Annotated in this window: 16 protein-coding genes; 6 read left to right on the top strand and 10 right to left on the bottom strand. The window is 41.0% G+C overall.

Annotated features, from left to right (window positions below; all coding sequences use genetic code 11):
- The first annotated feature begins 25 nt into the window (after positions 1-25).
- Complete coding sequence (gene tsaA, locus OA91_RS12780) at positions 26-763, top strand: tRNA (N6-threonylcarbamoyladenosine(37)-N6)-methyltransferase TrmO (RefSeq protein ID WP_063338742.1); 738 nt, start codon at positions 26-28, stop codon at positions 761-763.
- Between the two features lie 19 nt (positions 764-782).
- Positions 783-1,043 (top strand): hypothetical protein, encoded by a 261-nt coding sequence (locus OA91_RS12775; protein ID WP_046016394.1) that lies wholly within the window; start codon positions 783-785, stop codon positions 1,041-1,043.
- 10 nt (positions 1,044-1,053) lie between these two features.
- Here the strand turns inward: OA91_RS12775 and OA91_RS12770 are convergent, their stop codons facing one another.
- Positions 1,054-2,928: an alkaline phosphatase D family protein gene (locus tag OA91_RS12770; RefSeq protein ID WP_231870369.1), complete on the bottom strand. Its 1,875-nt coding sequence runs from the start codon at positions 2,926-2,928 to the stop codon at positions 1,054-1,056.
- Positions 2,929-3,351: 423 nt separating this feature from the next.
- On the opposite strand from OA91_RS12770, the gene OA91_RS12765 reads away from it, so the two are divergent.
- Positions 3,352-4,719 (top strand): YjiH family protein, encoded by a 1,368-nt coding sequence (locus tag OA91_RS12765; RefSeq protein WP_063338741.1) that lies wholly within the window; start codon positions 3,352-3,354, stop codon positions 4,717-4,719.
- Between the two features lie 79 nt (positions 4,720-4,798).
- On the opposite strand, the gene yghU is transcribed toward OA91_RS12765, so the two are convergent.
- The 9 genes from yghU to gyrA form a co-directional block, all read right to left on the bottom strand.
- Positions 4,799-5,653 carry a glutathione-dependent disulfide-bond oxidoreductase gene (gene yghU, locus OA91_RS12760; RefSeq protein ID WP_063338740.1) on the bottom strand — a complete coding sequence of 285 codons (855 nt, stop codon included), beginning with the start codon at positions 5,651-5,653 and terminating at the stop codon, positions 4,799-4,801.
- A 166-nt stretch (positions 5,654-5,819) separates the two neighbouring features.
- Complete coding sequence (locus OA91_RS12755; protein ID WP_063338739.1) at positions 5,820-7,703, bottom strand: methyl-accepting chemotaxis protein; 1,884 nt, start codon at positions 7,701-7,703, stop codon at positions 5,820-5,822.
- 191 nt (positions 7,704-7,894) lie between these two features.
- Complete coding sequence (locus OA91_RS12750) at positions 7,895-8,512, bottom strand: flavin prenyltransferase UbiX (RefSeq protein ID WP_063338738.1); 618 nt, start codon at positions 8,510-8,512, stop codon at positions 7,895-7,897.
- A 203-nt stretch (positions 8,513-8,715) separates the two neighbouring features.
- Positions 8,716-10,401, bottom strand: a complete 1,686-nt coding sequence (gene rpsA, locus OA91_RS12745; protein ID WP_046016389.1) for a 30S ribosomal protein S1 — start codon at positions 10,399-10,401, stop codon at positions 8,716-8,718.
- 165 nt (positions 10,402-10,566) lie between these two features.
- Entirely contained in the window at positions 10,567-11,250 is a 684-nt protein-coding gene (cmk, locus tag OA91_RS12740) for a (d)CMP kinase (protein ID WP_046016388.1), read from the bottom strand.
- Positions 11,251-11,266: 16 nt separating this feature from the next.
- Entirely contained in the window at positions 11,267-13,537 is a 2,271-nt protein-coding gene (locus OA91_RS12735) for a prephenate dehydrogenase/arogenate dehydrogenase family protein (protein WP_063338773.1), read from the bottom strand.
- 55 nt (positions 13,538-13,592) lie between these two features.
- Complete coding sequence (pheA, locus tag OA91_RS12730; protein WP_063338737.1) at positions 13,593-14,714, bottom strand: prephenate dehydratase; 1,122 nt, start codon at positions 14,712-14,714, stop codon at positions 13,593-13,595.
- 114 nt (positions 14,715-14,828) lie between these two features.
- Positions 14,829-15,911 carry a 3-phosphoserine/phosphohydroxythreonine transaminase gene (gene serC / locus OA91_RS12725; protein WP_063338736.1) on the bottom strand — a complete coding sequence of 361 codons (1,083 nt, stop codon included), beginning with the start codon at positions 15,909-15,911 and terminating at the stop codon, positions 14,829-14,831.
- 105 nt (positions 15,912-16,016) lie between these two features.
- Positions 16,017-18,704, bottom strand: a complete 2,688-nt coding sequence (gene gyrA, locus OA91_RS12720; protein WP_063340098.1) for a DNA gyrase subunit A — start codon at positions 18,702-18,704, stop codon at positions 16,017-16,019.
- Between the two features lie 267 nt (positions 18,705-18,971).
- Here gyrA and OA91_RS12715 point away from each other — a divergent pair, with 267 nt between their 5' ends.
- The 3 genes from OA91_RS12715 (at position 18,972) to OA91_RS12705 (ending at position 21,913) form a co-directional block, all read left to right on the top strand.
- A complete protein-coding gene (locus OA91_RS12715; RefSeq protein ID WP_063338735.1) occupies positions 18,972-20,303 on the top strand; it encodes a TRZ/ATZ family hydrolase in 1,332 nt (443 codons plus the stop codon).
- Between the two features lie 89 nt (positions 20,304-20,392).
- Positions 20,393-21,115: a bifunctional 2-polyprenyl-6-hydroxyphenol methylase/3-demethylubiquinol 3-O-methyltransferase UbiG gene (gene ubiG, locus OA91_RS12710; RefSeq protein WP_046016383.1), complete on the top strand. Its 723-nt coding sequence runs from the start codon at positions 20,393-20,395 to the stop codon at positions 21,113-21,115.
- A 33-nt stretch (positions 21,116-21,148) separates the two neighbouring features.
- Positions 21,149-21,913: a YciK family oxidoreductase gene (locus tag OA91_RS12705; protein WP_063338734.1), complete on the top strand. Its 765-nt coding sequence runs from the start codon at positions 21,149-21,151 to the stop codon at positions 21,911-21,913.
- Positions 21,914-22,027: the final 114 nt, after the last annotated feature.

Below are 22,027 nucleotides of genomic sequence, written 5' to 3'. Positions count from 1 at the left end.
ATCCGCTTATTTTTCGAGGATTATTTTGTCTCTCAGCGCTCAAACAAATCATCAAGCTTTTCAATTAACTAGCATAGGAATCGTACATTCTTGTTATCAACAAAAATTCGGCATCCCAAGACAGCCCGGATTAGTAACAGAAGCCACCGCTAGAATTGAATTATTACCGCCATTTAACCGACTTGATGTTCTTGACGGCCTTGAAGACTTCTCACATATTTGGGTTCACTTTATCTTCCATGCCTGCATTCAAGATGGCTGGAAAGCAAAAATCCGCCCACCTCGTCTTGGTGGTAAAACTAAGATGGGGGTATTTGCTACAAGAGCAACCCATAGACCCAATCCCGTTGGTTTATCTGTTATAAAATTGGGGAAGATTTACCAGGAAGGAAAAAAAGTTTTTATCGACTTACATGGCGCTGACTTATTAGATGGCACGCCAGTGATAGATATTAAGCCATACTTACCTTATGCCGATATTATAGAAGAGGCCAAAGGTGGCTTTGCACCTATATCCACTGTGACACGCCCCGTTGTTTTCAGTGAACAAGCTGAACAGGGTTGTCAAAGCTATACTCTAGATACTGGGCGAAACATTCGTGATTTAATTGAGCAAATTGTTAGCCAAGACCCTAGACCCGCTTACCTGACTGAAGAGACAGACAGAGAGCATGGCATGCAACTTTGGGATATCAACATTAAGTGGCAAGCTAAGACTGATCATTTTGAAATTTTACGTTTAGAAGCGGCCACTTCTTTATAAGTGGCCATTAGGTGAGATTATGAATAAGAAAGCCTTTTTAAAAGCCTACCAAACGATTAATAAACTAGCTGAGCCTAAAGCACAGGTACCAACTGAACCTGAATACCAGTCTGACCTCTATAAGAGTGCAGAAGATGAAGCGCTTATCAAAGAATACCACTTTGCAAAATTCAAAAAGAATTTAGCTCAAGCCCAAGGCCACCCAGAGCTTCAGTCTCTTATTAATAAAGAAGACTGGAGTGAGGAAGACACTAAAAAACTATTAGCTATGTTGCGCTAAGTTCAGTAGTTTATTTAAACTCGGTAGTCCTCTCTCGACTTATCACCAAGGCTTTAGTTTTTTCAAACTCTTCATCTAAAATAAGCTGCCCTATTCCACTTTGATTATAAAGCACGCTTTTACATCCTGTTTCAGGTTGGCGCCAACGCACAGACATTCTTCGCCTTTGTGTCAGTAAATTTAACGGCGAAGCACTAGAAAACAACACACGATTCAAAGTATCAAAACAGTTTAACAACTTAGCTGGGAAGTTATTTTTTATACCACTTGTCGTAACTTGCAAAATTTGTGGGCCATGCTTTCTAAAACGTATTTTGATTTGATAAACAAACGAGTAATGCACATCACCCGATAAAATTATAAAGTTTGGTGGTGTTTTTTTATGCCTAAAAATATTTAACATCACATTGGCAGATCCTGGATGCGCCATCCAGTTTTCAGCATCGACCATTAAAGGTCGGCCAACAAAAGTAAATATTTTCTGGATTACTTCTATGAGCTTCACACCAAATACAGGTGCAGGTGACACCAAAATAACCTCAGGTTCATTAATTAGCTCTTGCTGCATTTCTATAAGCGCTTCCCAATCCATCAAACCAGAGGGTTTATTCGCTTTGGATTCAGAACGCCACCTTTGAGTTCTAGTGTCTAACACAAGGATTTTAGGCGAAGTCGCTAAACTATAATGCCACTTATTCCAATCTAAGATACGATCAACTAACTCATCTTGCTGACTAAACCCATCTTGCCCAAAATAAAGAGACGCATCGTTTTGCAATTCCTCAAATCGGTTTGGCTGATTTCCCCACCCTTGACAAAGCCAATATGCAATCAAGCTATTACCAATTACACGACGACCTAATGGATTTGAATAAATAGCCTCTTCCCACGCTCTCGTTAGATTCCAGTCATCAGTGACATCATGATCGTCAAAAATCATATAAACAGGTAAATGCGCCATTAGTCTTTGTACTTTAGTTAAGCCAAGTACAAACTCTTTTAACGTCTTAAATTGAGATAGGTAAGTATCTTGATGCTCTTTGGGGATGCGAGCTAATCCCAGTTCACAATCCACCAACTGCCAACAGCTTGGCGACCAAACCAATAAATACATGGCAAGCATTTCGGATAAGCTGATTAAGTGGTTTTCAGCAGAGTCTGAACTAAATATGGGTTGCTCACCCTTAATATTAAAGCTAGTAAACTGGCAGTTTGGTAAGAGTTTTTTACGCCCATAATAGGTATCAGCATGCGCGATAAGTGTTTGGCTATCTGGTACCAGTTCATTTTCGATATTCTCATCATATAAACCCAACCTGCCTATTAACTGATGTATAGCCACTAAAGTTGGTCCAGCAACATCATCAGCATAAATTTGGTCACCAGAGAAGATCATCAAAGCAGGACGACTTACCGCATCAAGATGCGCTTTTGACAAGACTTGATCAGCGGCTAATAAACCGTCTTCACTTGCATGATGAGGCTTACGACAAGAACCATGCAAAATATTATCGGCACGTGATTTAATCATGAACCCAGGTTTTTCTTGATCAAGATAACAAAGCTCTGGAATGAGTTTAGTTATCTCTTCTCCATTAACCTTCAACTGATATTGGATAAGCACATCTTGTTCTAATGACTTACTAGGTGAATAGTGTATTAATTGAATAAAGCAATGCTCACCAACCTGTATCTCTTGCTGATAGCCGTCAAGCCACAGAGTGTCAAAACATTGATCGCTTTCATCATAAAGAGATAGCTCAAATTTAGCTGAACAACTTGTTACCAGCCAAAACGTTAGCTCATCACTGGAAATATGTCGTAAAACAGGTCCTGCTAACACCATGGGTAAAGTCATCTCACCCTTCCCTAGAACATCTACCACAGAACCTCTCTTTTAATCTCAATAAAAACCACTTATTCGAACATTATACCCAGCAATAAAAGCTGCAAAAAGTCCATTATCAATATTGTTCGAACCTGTGAGAGTTTGAAAAACCAACAAACTTTTTAAAACGGACTAATTCTCTTTTCTTGTTTGTACAATTTGCTTTCGTCATTACATCTTAATTAAAAGCCAAGTGATCAGAAAAGATCTTAAACCCACACAAAACTGCTCAAATTGCAGCCAATTACATTCATTTTGGCTTTTTATCAAAACTTAACGACTCAATCTTATAATTTTCTATCTTCTATTTTATTGCTTGCACCTGTATCTTACGCAGCCGGTTTAGGATAGCCGACCCCATTAATCTAGTTACCCTCGCAGGAAGCGTCAGGTAGTTCCCGTTTTTAGAATCATAAAAATATGCAAAAACAGATGACCTCAACACAAAGTTATTCCAGTAAAACATGGTTAAGCTTTTTAATTCCGTCTTTATTGGGTCTTTTCTTATTTATGACCCCTATCGATTATAATGACGCCATCACAATTCCAGTCGCTATCCTAGCCAAAGAATTACAAGCTCTAATTGGTGATCAAATGACCATGATCATCTCTGCCATCATTGGGATTTCCGCCCTGATTTCAATTGTAGCCGTGGTAGTAAAACCCAACTTCATTACCCGTAGTCACTATTTAAAAGAATTATTCCTAGTTAGCCCTTTTTGGTTAGTCATTCGTATTCTTGGAGCTGTTTTAGCCATAGCAACATTTACACAAGCTGGACCCGCTATGTTTCATGATGGGGCAACAGGTGGACTTGTATTAAACGATCTACTTCCTGTTCTTCTATGTGTGTTTATTTTTGCAGGCCTTCTACTTCCGCTACTTCTTAACTTCGGCTTGCTTGAATTAATGGGCACATTACTCACCGTTATTATGCGTCCTATTTTCAAGCTTCCTGGCCGTTCAGCTATTGACTGCCTTGCCTCATGGCTTGGCGACGGTAGCGTCGGCATTTTGCTTACCAGCAAGCAATATCAAGAGAAATTTTACACACAAAGAGAAGCTGCCGTTATTGGTACAACCTTTTCAGCAGTCTCAATCACATTTAGTTTGGTTGTAATCGCCCAAGTTGAACTTGAAGCTTACTTTTTACCTTTTTATCTGACTGTTTGTTTAGCAGGTTTTGTCTGTGCTGTGATCATCCCGAGACTACCTCCGCTTAGCTGGAAAAAAGATGTCTTTATCGATGGCAGTCAAGCTGATGGAGAAAGAGATAAACGCCCTAGCGATAGCAACCTTTTCCAATGGGGAATGAAACAAGCTTTAAACCGTGCGCAGCAAGCACCTAGCTTAAGTAAGCTTGCCGCTGAAGGCTCACGCAACGCTGCTGACATGGTTCTTGGAGTGCTGCCTGTCATTATGGCAATAGGTACACTAGCCCTTGTTATCGCAGAAAATACACCTATTTTTGATTGGTTAGGTCAGCCTTTTGTACCCTTTTTAGAGCTACTACAAATTCCACAAGCAGAAGAAGCATCAAGAACAATAGTCGTTGGATTTGCTGATATGTTTATTCCGTCTATTTTGGCAGCATCAATTGAATCAGATATGACTCGCTTTGTGATAGCGGCCATGTCCGTTACTCAGCTTATTTACATGTCTGAAGTTGGCGCACTCCTTTTAGGTAGTAAAATTCCTGTGAATATTTTTGAGTTATTTGTCATCTTTTTACTTAGAACAATTATTACCTTACCTGTTATCGCATTAATGGCTCACTTAATTTTTTAAATTAAGCTGACATAAAAGAGCCAAATAAAAAGGCGGAGCCAGTTAAACTGGGTCCGCCTTTTTTCATAACTTATGCTAATTATTTTAGTTTAGCATCAATGTCACTCGCATCATGACGCTCAGGTACTTGTTCATTTTCCTCACCCCAAGATCGATTCACAATTCTTCCGCGCTTAACGGCTGGCCTATCTTTAATATCTTTAGCCCATCTAATCACATTTTGATAAGACTCTGCATCTAAAAACTCTGCTGCATTATAAGCTTCATTCAGTGCAACGTTACCGTACCATGACCAAATTGCGATATCAGCGATTGAGTATTCATCACCACAAATATAGCGTTTTCCCTCAAGCTGCTTATCAAGCACATCTAACTGACGCTTCGCTTCCATAGTGAAACGATCAATACAATATTCTATTTTGACTGGCGCATAGGCATAAAAATGACCAAAACCACCGCCTAAGTATGGAGCACTTCCCATTTGCCAGAACAACCAAGACATACACTCAGTTCGCTTAGCAAAATCTGCTGGAATCAAATGGCCAAATTTTTCTGCTAAATATAAAAGGATGGCTCCAGATTCAAATACTTTTTGTGGCACCTCAAGGCTATTATCAAGCAAGGCGGGTATTTTAGAGTTTGGATTTATATCAACAAAACCAGAAGAGAACTGATCACCCTCGCCAATATTAATCAAATAAGCATCATATTCAGCCTCTTTCACACCCAAAGCTAAAAGCTCTTCTAACATTATGGTCACTTTAATACCGTTAGGCGTTGCTAAGGAATACAACTGCAAAGGCTGCTTACCAACAGGTAACTCTTTTTCATGAGTTGCGCCAGAAATAGGACGATTAATACTTGCCCAAGTACCACCACTTTCAGCTTCCCATTTCCAAACTTTAGGCGGTACGTAATCGTTATTATCTTGCATTATCTACTCCTTCAAAATATATCAATTCACTATAAAGCCTTAGCTCGTCATAACAAGTGCTTAATAACAAACTTATGGCAAGAAAAAAGTAAACTATGTGAAAAACAAAAAATGGCCCGTATTTCTACGAGCCATTTCTTTCTACTATATCAAAGGTCTTTCAGTATTAGACTTTAAACTTAGCAAGCGCCTGCTCTTGTTGTTCAGTCAACTCTACCATCACTTTACACAGCCCTTCTTGGCTCATAGCACGATCTGACACCGACTGACTTATGTTACGAATATTTTGCGTATTTTGATTAATCTCTTTTGTGGTCATACTTTGCTCTTCAGCAGCTGTTGCTATCTGAACATTCATACCATTAATTGCATCGATACTTGCACGTATTTCATTTAGAGAAGTACTTGCCTGAATTGCAACCTGCTGAGTTTCATCCGCATTTTCACGGCTCTTCAAAATCACTGATTCAGCATTTTTCACACCAACTTGCAGCTGGGATATCATGCCTTTTATTTGCTCTGTAGATTCTTGAGTCTTAGAAGCTAAGGTTCTCACTTCATCGGCCACAACAGCAAAACCTCGGCCTTGCTCACCTGCACGTGCAGCCTCAATCGCCGCATTCAAAGCCAATAAGTTTGTTTGATCTGCAATATCAGTAATAACAGTCAAAATAGACTCTATGTTGTTACTATAGTTAACTAGCTCATTAATTGTAGTAACCACACTCCCCATCTGAGTTGTTAATTGCGCAATTGATGCAGAGGTTTTATCGACAATCGCAACACCACTTCTCGCAATATCATCAGCTTCACTGGCTTTTTGTGCAGCGCTTTGAGCATTACCAGCCACATCATGAGCAGTAGCGGACATTTCACTCATAGCAGTCGCCAATTGATCCAACTCTGAAAGCTGTGAATTCAGCTCTTGCGCGGCTTGCGATGATGAATCTTCTGTTTTATCAGTATTCAGCCTAACTTGACTGGAAGTTGACTTAACTTCTTTGATCAAGTTTTGTAGATAACTTAAGAACTGATTAAAGTCTTCAGATACCTTACCAAATTCATCGTTACTATTTATATCAAGTCTCTTAACTAGATCACCTTCACCACAGTTAATATCTTGTAGAGATTCTCTTAACGCCTTTAATGGAAGCAATAGTTGCGACACAACATAATAAAGCACAGCCGAACAAAGCAGAGCAGCAATAATTGTACTAATTAGCGCAATCCAACCGAACTTCTCAACATCTGACATAACTTTATGCTTTTCAAGCACTACACCTATATACCAATCTGTTCCATATAGATTCGACAAAGGGCTAAAAGTAGTAAACACATCAGTGCCATCTAGTAGCTCGGTTGGTTTCAAGCTGGTTCCAAAACTAGACTCCCCACCTTTAATTAAATCGGAAACGTTCTTCCCATTAAAATCTAACTGAGGATGGCTAATAATGTTACCTTCTTTGTTCAAAATAAAGGCATAGCCAGTATGGTTAAAGTTAAGGGTATTCACTGCATCAGATACTGTTTTTAGGCTTAAATCACCACCAAAAGCACCTTTAAACTTGCCATTATCATAGAAGTTAGCAACAGCAGAAATTAGCAATTCACCTGACACTGAGTCAGCATAGGGTTCAGTTAGGATGGCTCTTTTATGCGCCTTAGCAAGAGGATACCAAGGTCGCTTTCTTGCATCCCAATTGGCAGGATTCCAAGAAGGGTCATTTGTTATACGTTTACCATCTGTAGACAAACCACCAAATATCAGCAAAAACTCTTGCTTATAAAGTGGCAAATCAAATGTTTTTTGAATATTTGCGCCATTGAAATCAGTTTCGATATTCTGAGCAGCTATATCAATTAAAGCTAACTTACTGTTTAGCCAGTTATTTACCTGTACAGCAAGCGCCTTACTAGTCTCTTGTGTACTAATTGTTGTCTTCTCAAACAGCGCCGTCTTTAAGTTGCTGTATTGCATCCATGAATAAATTGAAAAAACTAAAACAACAACAAAAGATGCGCAAAGAGCTACCTTATGAGAAACCTTCATAAATTCACCAGTATATTTAATAGGATTTAAAATTTAACTTTTTCGATTATTTATTAAGAGTGGATCACAAAGTGTGATTTATCCATTTTAAACAAACAGTTAGTTAAAAATATTTCTAATACCTAATAATAACAGGTGAGCTTTATGACACAATCCTTACACAAAAATGACATTAAAAAAATTTATAGCTCTTATGCCAGTGAGGATTCCCCCCACTTTTCAATCAAAGATTGATCAATACCGACATGATCTAGCAGTCTAGCGACAATAAAGTCGATCATATCCTCAATAGTTTCTGGTTTATGGTAGAGACCAGGTGAAGCAGGCATAATCACAGCCCCCATGCGTGTAAGCTTCAACATATGCTCAAGATGTATTTCAGAATAAGGCGTCTCCCTTGGCACTAAAATTAACTTGCGTCTCTCTTTAAGCACAACATCTGCCGCTCTTTCTATCAAATTATTGCTGGCGCCTGTTGCTATTGCAGATAAGCATCCTGTTGAGCAAGGCACAACCACCATAGATGAAGGCGCAGAAGACCCAGAAGCAACAGGTGAAAACCACTGCTCTTTATTAAATACTTTTATTTGATTTTCTTTTGCAGCAAAAGCCTGTGATAAATGTGCCTCTTGAGCTGCGGCTTGTCCGGGCAGTTTAAAACTTGTTTCCGTTGCCATAACAATTTGAGCTGCCTTGGATATCATCACAAATATCTGAACATCAGCTTTAACTAACAACTCGATTAAGCGCAATCCATACTGCACGCCAGACGCGCCCGTGATAGCAACTGAAACCCTTTTATCAAACATGGAAACACCTCAACAAGTGTTAATTTACAGATAGAAAAGAAACGATTTATAAACAATTATTTGGCCTATTGCCATATACCCACAGTTATCCACAGTTTCTGTGCATACTTTTATTGTCAACGACTTAGGGCTTGTTTATGAGAATTTAAATAAAAAAAATGCGGGCATAAGCCCGCATTTTTTTAACACTAGAGAACTAAAACTTAGTTTTGGTTTTCTAGTTGAGCTTTGATCAAATCACCGATAGTGGTAGGACCATTTGCTTCAACTTGTGCTGCTTTCTCTGAATGAGTCTTCATTGCTGCTTTCTCTTCAGAAGCATCTTTCTGCTTGATAGAAAGAGCGATAGTGCGAGCTTTACGATCAACATTGATCACAGCAGCTTCAACAGAATCACCTTCTTTCAATACAGAAGTTGCATCTTCAACACGGTCACGGCTTAGCTCAGATACTTTAAGTGTTGCTTCAACACCTTCAGCTAGAACAACTACTGCGCCTTTAGCATCAACTTCTTTAACGGTACCAGTTACGATAGCGCCTTTGTCGTTTTCAGCTGCGAAGCCAACAAATGGGTCTTCTTCAAGTTGTTTAACACCCAAAGAAATACGCTCACGTTCAGCATCGATAGACAATACAACAGTTTCAAGGTTATCACCTTTCTTGTATTGACGAACTGCTTCTTCACCAGTCTCATCCCAAGATAGGTCAGATAGGTGTACAAGACCGTCGATACCGCCTTCAAGACCGATGAATACACCGAAGTCAGTGATAGACTTGATGCCACCAGAAATCTTGTCGCCTTTGTTGTAAGAAGTAGCGAACTCTTCCCATGGATTAGGAGTACACTGTTTAACACCTAGAGAAATACGACGACGTTCTTCGTCGATGTCTAGGATCATAACTTCTACTTCATCACCAATTTGAACAACTTTTGATGGGTGGATGTTCTTGTTTGTCCAATCCATTTCAGAAACGTGAACAAGACCTTCAACACCTTCTTCAAGTTCTGCGAAGCAACCGTAGTCAGTTAGGTTAGTAACCTTAGCAGTTACTTTAGTACCTTCTGGGTAACGGGCTTTGATTGCTACCCATGGATCTTCACCCAATTGCTTAAGACCTAGAGATACGCGGTTACGCTCACGGTCGAACTTAAGTACTTTAACGTCGATTTCATCACCAACAGCAATGATTTCGCTTGGGTGCTTAATGCGTTTCCAAGCCATGTCAGTGATGTGTAGAAGACCGTCAACACCACCAAGATCAACGAATGCACCGTAGTCAGTAAGGTTCTTAACGATACCTTTAACTTCTTGACCTTCTTCTAGAGAAGCAAGCAATGTTTCGCGTTCAGCGCTGTTTGTCGCTTCCATAACGGCACGACGAGATACAACAACGTTGTTACGTTTTTGATCAAGTTTGATAAGTTTAAACTCTAGATCAACACCTTCTAGGTGAGAAGTGTCACGGATCGGACGAACGTCAACCAAGGAACCAGGTAGGAAAGCACGGATATTAGCGATGTCAACGGTGAAACCACCTTTAACTTTACCGTTAATAACACCAACAACGATTTCGCTGTCTTCGTATGCTTTCTCAAGAACTTCCCAAGTCTCAGCACGCTTAGCTTTCTCACGAGAAAGCTTAGTTTCACCGAAACCATCTTCTACTGCGTCTAGAGCAACTTTTACTTCGTCGCCGATATTAAGAGTGAATTCACCGCTTTCAGATAGGAACTGAGAACGAGGAATAACACCTTCAGATTTAAGACCTGCATGAACAGTTACCCATTCATTGTCGATATCAACAATAATACCGGTAACAATTGAGCCTGGCGCCATTTCGACGGTTAACAAGCTTTCTTCAAACAGTTCAGCGAAGCTTTGAGTCATTGTATTTCCTATTAAGTAAGCATGGATAAACCATACTGTAACCGCATTGCCAGCAAACACGGGTCAATTTTAAAAAAGTGCGAGATAGACTTTGCTGGCGCCTATCTCAGGGATAATTTGTTACAAACGCTTTAAAGTATAGCGTCATTAACGCCAAAAAACAGATCAGTTAATACCCTTCTTTGCCACTTCGGCAAGAATAGATTCAACGACCTGTTCTATGGATTGATCTGTACTGTCAACAACCAAGGCGCCGACTGCCGGCACTAGAGGGGCAACGGCACGATTTGCATCACGCTCGTCTCTTTCTTGAATGGTGCTCACTAATTCTTCAATATTAACACTCTCGCCCTTCGCTTTCAATTGAAGGAAGCGACGGTTTGCGCGTTCTTCAGCACTAGCTGTTAAAAAAACCTTAACTGGCGCATCAGGAAATACGATTGTCCCCATATCTCTTCCATCCGCCACTAAACCTGGCTCATGGGCAAACGCATGTTGACGTAGAAGCAAACCTTCACGCACTTCCGGAATAGCAGCAAGTTTAGAGGCATTATTACCAACCACTTCCGTGCGAATTGCTTGAGTCACATTCTCGCCTTCTAGCACGATTTCTGTTTCGCCATTTTCTCCGTGACGAAATTGAACATCCAAGTGTTCAGCTAAAACTTTTAATGTGTCAGCATCGTCCATCGCCATCCCATGATGGGCAGCAGCAAGTGCTAATAGGCGATACAACGCACCACTATCCAATAGATTCCAGCCTAGTTTATCAGCAATTACCTGACTCACAGTGCCCTTACCAGCGCCACTCGGACCATCTATTGTGATGATAGGTGCCTGATTGATCATATTCTTTCCTCTCTTGTTATTGAGTAAGTTGGCAATGAAAGCCTAATGACTCAACAATAGTTTCAAACTCTTCAAATTCTTCTAACAACTTGTGACAATCATTTACTGTCACAGGACTACGGCTGCGCATACCCAAAGCCAACATAGCTAAACTTAAATGGTAATCGCCCGCACTATCCAGCTCCCCACCACAAGGAATGCAACCTTCGATCTCCAGCACACCAGCTTGTAAACTGCATGGCACACCTATAATAGTTAAAGCATCGACAAAGGTTGTCACTCTATCTTCCCAGCGATAGGGCAAGCTATGTATTCCTTCGATTCTACTGGTACCTTTGGCGTACACAGCTGCAACACACAGTAGTAGCAATTCGCTACAAACTGATAAAATCTCTGATTCTTTTATTGTAAAGCCAGAGAAAGCAGCAAACCCAACTTTAATTTTGCCTTCAGACACAGTAAGCGGCTGATCTTCGTTAACATTGTGCAATTCAATATTGGCGCCATTTGCTAGCAGAACTTTTAAAAATGCTGAGTTCATTTGAGTAATGCCAGCATTATTAATCATCAACTTAGACCCAGGAGATAAACATGCCAATAATGTTAACCAAGCTGTTTTATTGTCATCTGCAGGCACATCTAGACTTGCAGCCTGTGGCTTCTGCCCCTGCTTTACAGCAAGTATGTTGTCACCCTTGTCGTTAGTACGAACATCCTGCTCACACGAAAACAGAGATAAAACAGCATCACTGCCATCTAAATCCCTCGGCAAATTCAGCTCAACATTTTTTTGACTCATCACCCCAGCAATTAGCGCGGCTAATTTTAACTGCCTTGAGCGCCCTTTAACATCAATTTTATACTGATTTATCAATTGATTTTCTGTTGCTATCGTAAAAGGTAAGCATCCAGACTCAGAAGTCGTCACACTTGCTCCCATTACCTTAACAATCGAGAGTAAATCTACAAAAGGCTGTGAGCTTAAAGCCCCTTCAGCAACAAAGGTAACAGCAAACTTTTGCGCAGCAAGCACTGGCAGCAACACATGTAAGCTTAACTCGGATTCATGCACATTAATCGGGGCAATAGGTGCTTTTAAGCCATTTAAGCCAACACCATGAATGCGAATACGTTGACCACCAAAATCCTCAACAACAACCCCCATATCTCGCAGAGCTTGCAAGGTCACTTTGACCCCCTGACCCATATCAAGGTTCGAGAATTCACTTACCCCTTCACTAAGGGCAGCCATAGTAATCAGACTATGTGACAGAAATTTGTCACCGCGCACATTAATCTCACCTTTCACCAGTGAAGCGGGCAATACCTTAATAGAAATAGGCTTTACAGTCGAAGCGCTTGAAGATGATCTCGCCTCTAATAAACGCAAAAAATGATCTCGCGCAGATTTTGCTCGAGTAAATACACCAAACATCGCAGGCCCATCACCCACTTCAATAGAATGTCTCAGTTGTTGTAAATGCTCAGTAAAAGAATCTAAAGACTCAAGAGTCGCATCCTTATTTGCCAAGAAGACATCTCGCCACATAATAGGATCACTTGAAGCGATACGAGTAAAATCTCTAAACCCACCTGCTGCAAATCTAAATACATCCTGACTACGCTCACTGTTAGCCAATGCATCAACCAGAGTATAAGCAAGTAAATGAGGCAAGTGACTAGAACCAGCAAGAACATGGTCATGATGCGTCACATCCATACTTACCACATCAGCACCAATTGCAGTCCACATCCTGTGAAGCTTATCAACTAACAATGCATCACTGTTGGGTAAAGGTGTAACAATAACCTTATGATTTTCGAATAGATTGGGGTTAGCAGCTAAGACACCACTTTTTTCAGCCCCTGCAATAGGATGCCCAGGAATAAAGTTCGCAGGTACGGAACCAAACACCTTTCTTGCCGCCTCAACAACACTCCCCTTAGTCGAACCTACATCTGTTACTAAGGTGGTATCCAATAAAAAAGGCTTTATCTGTTCGAGCACAACCTCCATCGCTCTTACTGGCGTCGCCAGAAGAATGACGTCCATTTTTTCAATAAACTCAGCATCTAGCTCAGCTTCAAAATCAATTACATGAGTTGCAACACCCAATGTCAGTTCATCATGGCGTCGATCAGAACCAAATAGATAAGCAAGACCGCGTTCTTTTAATGCCTTAGCAACTGAGCCACCTATCATGCCCAAACCAACAATTAACACATTACCAAAATGCTCATCAGCTTTTTCAAACTGATTGGATTGCAACTCAGACAACGTAAACACCTTATACTTCAAATTAAATTTGCCACCTTATAAAAAACGGCATTGATAAATACAGTTAAAGAACAGCGATCGGATAAGATCCTAACACCTTCACTTCTGATGCCCGCTTCTCTAGATCTTTGATCACAGCAACAGAACTTCCTTCATCAGCATGACCTTCAAAATCGATATAAAAAATATAGCCCCAACGACTCATAAGAGATGGACGAGTTTCTAATCGGGTCATACTGACATTATGCTTCTGAAATGGTTCCAATAGCTTATATAAGGCACCCGGCTCATTTTTAGCACTAATCAGCAAAGAGGTTTTATCCTTACCGCTTGGCAATACATCTTGATGCCCTATCATCAAAAATCGAGTGGTATTATCAGGGTGATCTTCAATATTGGAAGACAGCTTAGTTAAAGAGTAAAGTTCGCTGGCAATATCCCCTGCGATAGCCGCAATCGCTGCCCCTTTTTGCGCCGCATCGGCTACCATTTTAGCCGCTTCGGCATTAGAGTTAACGGCAATACGCTCTGCATGAGGCCAATATCTATCAAGCCAAGCGCGACATTGTGCCAAAGACTGCTGATGAGAATAAATATGAGTAATTTTTTCAGCATCAATATTAGGAGCAACTAACAAGTGATGATGAATACGCAATTCAACTTCACCACAGATTTTTAATGTAGAGTCTCTAAAACTGTCTAAGGTATGATTAACCACACCCTCGGTTGAGTTCTCTACTGGCACAACCCCATAGTTAGCTGCACTAGATTCAACCTCACGAAATACTTCATCAATCGCTGCCATTGGCGCACTAATAATAGAGCGTCCAAAGTGCTTAATCGCTGCCTGTTGAGTAAAGGTACCTTCAGGCCCTAAAAAGGCAATGCGCATAGGTTTTTCAAGGGCAAGACATGAAGACATTACCTGACGAAAAATTTTCGCCATCTCTTCATTACCTAACGGCCCCTTATTACGCTCCATCACACGACGTAAAACCTGCGCTTCCCGTTCAGGACGATAGAAGACAACCGCTTCATCCCCCTGTTCTGACAATTTAACATCTGCTACTTTCTGCGCACACTGGGCACGCTCATTAATCAATGCTTGTATTTCAGTATCTATCGCATCAATACGATCCCTTAATAAAGGCAAAGTATCTGGTACATTTGTATTATTTTTTGGCACGTTCTCTAGCAACCTTTCATTAGTTCTCGAGCTCTTACGGCTCGTTTGATGCCTACTCGGCACTCACTTATTCTTCAAAAATACTTTGCAAAGCCCACACAAGTGCAAACTATTTTAATAACCGTATTTCTTCTCAAATGCATTCATAAAGTCAATCAGTGTTGTCACACCTTCAATTGGCATAGCATTATAAATACTTGCCCTCATACCACCCACAGATCGATGGCCAGCCAATGTTTTTAATCCTTCGGCTTCAGATTCTTCTAAGAAAGCTTTTTCCAAAGACTCATCAGCTAAGGTAAAAGGAATGTTCATGCGAGAACGGTAGTTAGCATCTATATTGTTAGCAAACAGACGACTTGAATCCAATTTCTGATAAAGACGACGCGCCTTTTCAATATTGACTTGCTCAATCGCTTCAACACCACCTTGCTCTAGCAACCATTCAAAAACCAGATTTGCCAAGTAAATACTGTAAGTTGGAGGCGTGTTTACCATAGAGCCATTTTCAGCAATTTTGGCAAAGTTCCATGTTGTTGGCAGACTATCTTGGCTTCGCGCTAACAGGTCCTTACGAATAATGACAACAACAACACCTGCAGGACCAATGTTTTTCTGGGCACCCGCATAAATTAATCCATAACGGCTCACATCAATTTTACGAGACAGAATCGTTGAAGAAAGGTCTGCAACAATAGGCAAGTCAGTTTCTGGTAAATCAGCAAATTCTAAACCACCAATGGTTTCATTGGGAGTAATGTGAAGATATGATGCAGATTCATCAATTTGTAGACCATCGAAAGCCGGCACTGTCTGGTAGTTTGAATCTTTTGAAGAAGCTACAACATCCACTTTTGTATATTTAGCAGCTTCTTTGATCGCTTTTGCAGACCAAACTCCTGTATCCAAATAACAAGCAGACTCATAACCAGGCGTTAAATTAGCAGGAATTTGTGCAAACAAAGTCGATGCACCACCTTGCATAAACAGCACTTCATAATTTTCTGGAATATCAAGTAACTTAATCAAGTTCTGTTTAGCTGACTCCAAAACAGATACAAACTCTTTACTACGGTGACTCATTTCCATCACCGACATTCCAACTCCGTGCCAATCTAGTATTTCACGTTGCGCCTTTACTAAAACAGCTTCAGGCAAAGCAGCAGGACCAGAACAGAAATTATAAACACGAGACATGACGCTAAAAACCCTTCTTAAAAACTAAAACCACCAAAAAACACAAGGGCGCATTATCAAAATAAGGCGCCCTTGCTTAGATACACTAACTAATGAGACACACTATCATTGTTCAGATTCACCCGAATCTGAAGCCGTGTCATCAGGTGCGGTTTCAGCATTTACTTCTGCCACCTCACCCTCAATTACCTCACCATCAACTTCATCTTCTAGCTCTTCATCATCCTCGACAACTCGAACAACACCAACTAGATGCTCATCATTAGTCAAGCGAATCAAGGTAACACCCTGTGTATTACGTCCTTGGCAAGAAACTTCACTGACACGAGTACGTACTAAGGTTCCCTGATCAGTAATCAAGATAATCTCATCATCATCAGCAACCTGGACAGCCCCAACAACTGGGCCATTACGATCAGATACCTGAATACCAATGACACCTTGACCACCACGACCATAAACTGGGAAGTCATCAATCAGTGTTCGCTTACCATAACCGTGTACACAAGCAGTCAGTACGCTCATACCTTCTTCTGGCACGATCAAAGACACAACTTTTGCATCTTCTGCTGCAAGCTTGATACCGCGAACACCAGCCGCTGTTCGACCCATAGCTCTAACATCAGACTCTTTAAAGCGTATTGTCTTACCTGTACTAGAGACAAGTACGACATCATCTTTACCGCTTGTGATAGCAACACCAACAAGCTCATCGGTCTCATCTAAGCTCAAGGCAATCAGACCCGTTGAACGAGGACGAGAGAAATGCTGCATAGCCGTCTTCTTCACGGTTCCATTCGCAGTCGCCATGAAGATAAAGCTTTCAGCGTCTTCATTCTCATCCACTTCAGAGTCATCAGCATCTGTTTTCTCTGGGGTAACCAAAGGCAATAATGCAGAAATCGACTCACCTTCACTCAATGGCAGAAGGTTAATAATCGGACGACCTTTCGCATTACGGCTAGCAACAGGAATTTCGAATACACGCAACCAGTATACTTTACCAAAGTTACTAAATAGCATGATGGTATCGTGACTACTTGTTACTAATAGATGACTAATATGATCTTCATCTTTCATGCTAGATGATGACTTACCACGACCACCACGTCTTTGAGCTTGGTACTCTTCTAGTGGCTGTGATTTGGCGTAACCTGTATTAGAGATGGTTACTACCATTGGCGCTTCATCAATCAAGTCAGCAACCGTCAAGTCCTGACGGGATGTCAAAATCTCAGTGCGACGTTCATCACCAAACTGCTCTTTGATTTCAACTAATTCGTCTCGGATTACTTCCATCAAACGAGCTGGAGATGACAAGATATGTAACAACTCAGCAATTAGTTCAATAAGAGCTTTATATTCGTTTTGCAGCTTCTCATGCTCAAGACCTGTCAGGCGGTGTAAACGTAAATCTAGAATCGCCTGCGCTTGAACTGGAGATAGATAGTAAGAACCATTTTTAAAGCCAAACTCTTCTGGTAAATCATCTGGACGACAAGCATCAGTACCAGCACGTTCTAACATTGCCGATACATCACCTGGTGCCCAAGCTTTAGAGACTAATTTCTCTTTTGCCTCAGCTGAAGTTGGCGATTGACGTATTAACTCGATGATTTCTTCAATGTTCGCCAAAGCAACAGCTAGACCTTCTAGCACATGGCCACGCTCACGTGCTTTACGAAGTTCAAAAATAGTACGACGAGTAACAACTTCTCGTCTGTGCTTAACAAAACACTCAAGCACTTGTTTCAGGTTCAACAACTCTGGACGACCATCAACCAAGGCCACCATGTTAATACCAAAAACACCCTGCAACTGAGTTTGAATAAATAGATTATTAACGACTACATCTGCATTTTCGCCACGACGAAGCTCGATAACAATACGCATACCTTCTTTATCGGACTCATCTCTTAGCTCACTAATGCCTTCAAGCTTTTTGTCTTTAACAAGTTCTGCAATTTTTTCAATAACACGCGCTTTATTTAACTGGTAAGGAATTTCGGTGAAAACAATAGCTTCACGATTTCCTTTCTCAAGTTGTTCAATATGGTGACGAGCACGCATATAGATTTTGCCACGACCTGTTTTATAAGCGTCGACAATGCCGGCTCTACCGTTAATAAAAGCAGACGTTGGAAAGTCAGGGCCTGGGATAAACTCCATAAGCTCATCAATGGTAATCGCTTCATTATCTATAAGCGCCAAACTACCATCAATCACTTCACTCAAGTTATGTGGTGGAATATTTGTCGCCATACCAACCGCAATACCAGAAGACCCGTTAACCAAAAGGCCTGGAATTCGAGTCGGCATAACATCAGGCATATGCTCTGTACCATCATAGTTAGGTACAAAGTCAACCGTCTCTCTCTCAAGATCCATTAGGAAGTTGTGAGCAATTTTTTCCATACGAATTTCGGTATAACGCATCGCAGCTGGGTTATCACCATCTACTGAACCGAAGTTACCTTGACCATCAACCAAGGTGTAACGCATGGAGAAAGGCTGAGCCAATCGGACAATTGCATCGTAAACGGCAGTATCACCATGTGGGTGGTACTTACCAATTACGTTACCAACGATACGAGCCGATTTTTTATATGCTTTATTCCAATCATTTTTCTCTTCATGCATCGCAAATAAAACGCGACGATGGACAGGTTTTAAACCGTCACGAACATCAGGCAAAGCTCGGCCAACAATAACACTCATGGCGTAATCTAAATAAGAGCTTTTCAGTTCGTTCTCAATACTGACGGGAGTAATTTCTTTGGCTAATTCACCCATAGGTACAATCGTTCCTTATGCCTTAGAGTCACATCGACTCTCTGGATATGTTCTTTTATAAGCGCGGCATTGTAGCACAAGCAAATCCAGAACTCCCACTCTCATCTTTCATTTGCTTTCACCCCCTTCGCAAGATTGAAATAATCTAGGGACAAAAATCATCAAAAAAAGAAAAAATCTAGGCAAGACAAGACAAAAGCCAAGTTTAAAATGGAATAAAAGCCAGTGAAGCAGCTATAATGTAAGCATTAAGTTTAAGGAGCATGCATGCTAACCAGCCCACAACAAAAGCAATCTGTAGACACCCTAATTCACGCCAAGTGGATTGCTAGGGTTAATATAGATGAACCACTTATCGACCACACAATTGTGGTGGATCAAGGGATAATTGTGGACTTACTTCCCCAAACACAAGCCAGACAAAAATACCAAGCAGAAAACACCTACCATCTAGATGAGCATATAGTCACTCCTGGCTATATAAATGCCCACGGACATGCAGCAATGACCTTGTTTCGCGGCTATGCGGATGACCTCCCTCTGATGGCTTGGCTAGAAGATCACATTTGGCCAAATGAAAGTCGCTGGTTAAGCGCGGAATTCACTCGTGTTGGGAGCGAGTTAGCAATAGCAGAAATGATTCGAGGTGGTACGACTTGCTTCAGTGACAATTACTTTTTCAGTCACGATGTTGGCAGCAGCGCTCAAAAAATAGGGATTAGAGCACAGCTTTGCCCGACCATATTGAATATAAAAACAAGCTGGGCAAATCACGTTGATGAATATTTAGCACAAGCAGAAGATAGCTTTCATAAATTCAAATCTAGTCCGTTAGTAAACAGTATATTAGGCCCTCACTCACCTTATGCACTTAATGATGCTGAATTAAGTAAGGTAGTAACTAAAGCGAATGACCTAGACTGTATGATACAAATGCACATACATGAGACAGCAGAAGAGATAAGCAACTCTCTTGAGCAATACTACTGTCGTCCTATTGCCAGAATAGATCGAGTTGGCATGCTAACAAGTAAACTACAAGCCGTGCATATGACTCAGTTAACAGAACATGAAATGGACCTGATAGCCGAAAGAGATATTAAAGTTGTCCACTGCCCTGAATCTAACCTAAAACTTGCTAGCGGCTTCTGCCCTGTCAGTTCATTAAGAGCAAGAGATATCACATTAGCGTTAGGTACGGACGGCGCAGCAAGCAATAATGATTTAGATATGATGGGCGAGATGCGTTGCGCCTCCATGCTAGCTAAAGCCGTTGCTAATGATGCAACAGAATTAAATGCTGCAAGCACATTACGCATGGCAACCCTTGAAGGTGCAAAATGCATGGGCATTGATGACATAGTCGGCAGCATAGAGATTGGCAAACAAGCAGACCTTTGTGCAACAGCATTAAATGAACTGGCAAACTTACCCGTCTACAACCCCATTTCACAACTTATTTACACGGCAAACCGAGACCAGGTCAGCCATGTTTGGGTTGCAGGCAACGCCCTATTAAAAGATAAAAAATTAACAACGCTAGATTGCGATAAGCTCAAGCAGGATGTTTTGCATTGGCAAGAAAAATTAGCACCCTAACAATAGTAGACAGCGGCAGCCAAGTGATAAAATGAGCCTAAGCCCTGCAAACAAAATTGATTTAACCCTTTCTCGATTGGAATTTTTTAATGAACAGCGACGCAAATCAAAACAATGTAGATACAGCTGAAATTGCAAAATTTGAAGCTTTAGCAAGCCGTTGGTGGGATAAAGAGAGTGAATTCAAACCTCTTCATGACATCAACCCATTACGCACCAACTATATTGATGAACGAGCACCGCTTGCGGGCAAAAAGGTTATCGACATAGGCTGTGGCGGCGGCATTTTATCCGAGTCTATGGCCCAAAGAGGTGCCAATGTAAAAGGCATTGACATGGGTGAAGCACCGCTAGGTGTTGCTAGACTCCATAAATTAGAAAGTAAGCTAGACATTGATTACGAACGCATTACGGCTGAAGAGATAGCTGAACGCGAAGCTGGGCAGTATGACGTTGTCACATGCTTAGAAATGCTTGAGCATGTTCCAGATCCTGCATCTATTATCCGAGCTTGTTATAAATTAGTAAAACCAGGCGGCCAGGTATTCTTTTCGACTATTAACCGCAATCCTAAAGCCTACTTATTTGCAGTCGTTGGGGCTGAGTACATTCTTAATATGCTACCAAAAGGCACGCATGACTATGCCAAATTCATCCAACCGGCCGAGCTTAGTAATTATGCACGTCTTGCAGGACTTGAAGTTCAAGACCTAACAGGCATGACTTACAACCCAATCACCAAACACTATCGACTAACTGAAAAAGATGTCTCGGTTAACTATCTAATGCATACCATCAAAGCAGATAACTAACCCGCTTTAACACAGATATTCAAAGGAATTTATATGTTAGATTATCAAGCGCCAAACGATTTACTAAAAGACAAGGTTATCCTTGTCACAGGAGCTGGCGACGGTATCGGCAGAGTTGCTGCCATTAACTACGCCAAGCATGGCGCCACAGTCATTTTACTGGGCCGTACAACAAAAAAACTTGAAGCTGTTTATGATGAAATAGAAAACCTTGGTTATCCCCAAGCAGCTATCGTCCCTCTTAATTTGGATGGCTCAAGTGAACATGATTATACCGATTTAGCAAACATCATAGAAACTGAGTTTGGCCATCTAGATGGACTACTTCATAACGCCAGCATTTTAGGCGATAGAACAGCCTTAGCAAATTATGAAGCAAGTACATTCGAGCAAGTTTTACGTGTTAATGTAACAAGCCAATTTATGCTGACTCAGGCAGTTATGCCCTTAATGGAAAAATCCAAAGCCGGCTCTATTGTATTTACAACATCAAGCGTTGGCCGCAAGGCGAGAGCTTATTGGGGCGCTTATTCAATCTCCAAATTTGCTACTGAGTCTATGATGCAGTTACTGGCAGAAGAACTCGAAAACACAACTGAAATCCGAGTTAATGCAATTAATCCGGGCGCAACAAGTACAACTATGCGCAGTCGCGCGTACCCTGCAGAAGATCCAAACACAATCGCATCTCCTGAAGATATCATGCCTCTTTACCTATATTTGATGGGTGACGACAGCAAAGATGTAAACGGTCAATCCATTGACGCGCAAGAAAAAAAGGAAAAACCTAGCAATTAAATGCTAATTTTTTCACACAAAAAAAGAGAGCGCTGTCTCTCTTTTTTTGTTCTAACCCTTTAAAAATGGGACTAAAAATACTTTGCACTTAAAAATAACCTGCTGTTAGTATGT

The sequence above is a fragment of the Marinomonas sp. SBI8L genome, assembly GCF_001624705.1.
Classification (GTDB): domain Bacteria; phylum Pseudomonadota; class Gammaproteobacteria; order Pseudomonadales; family Marinomonadaceae; genus Marinomonas.
Note: the sequence above shows the minus strand (reverse complement) of the source record. Positions and strands in the feature narration are given on the sequence as shown.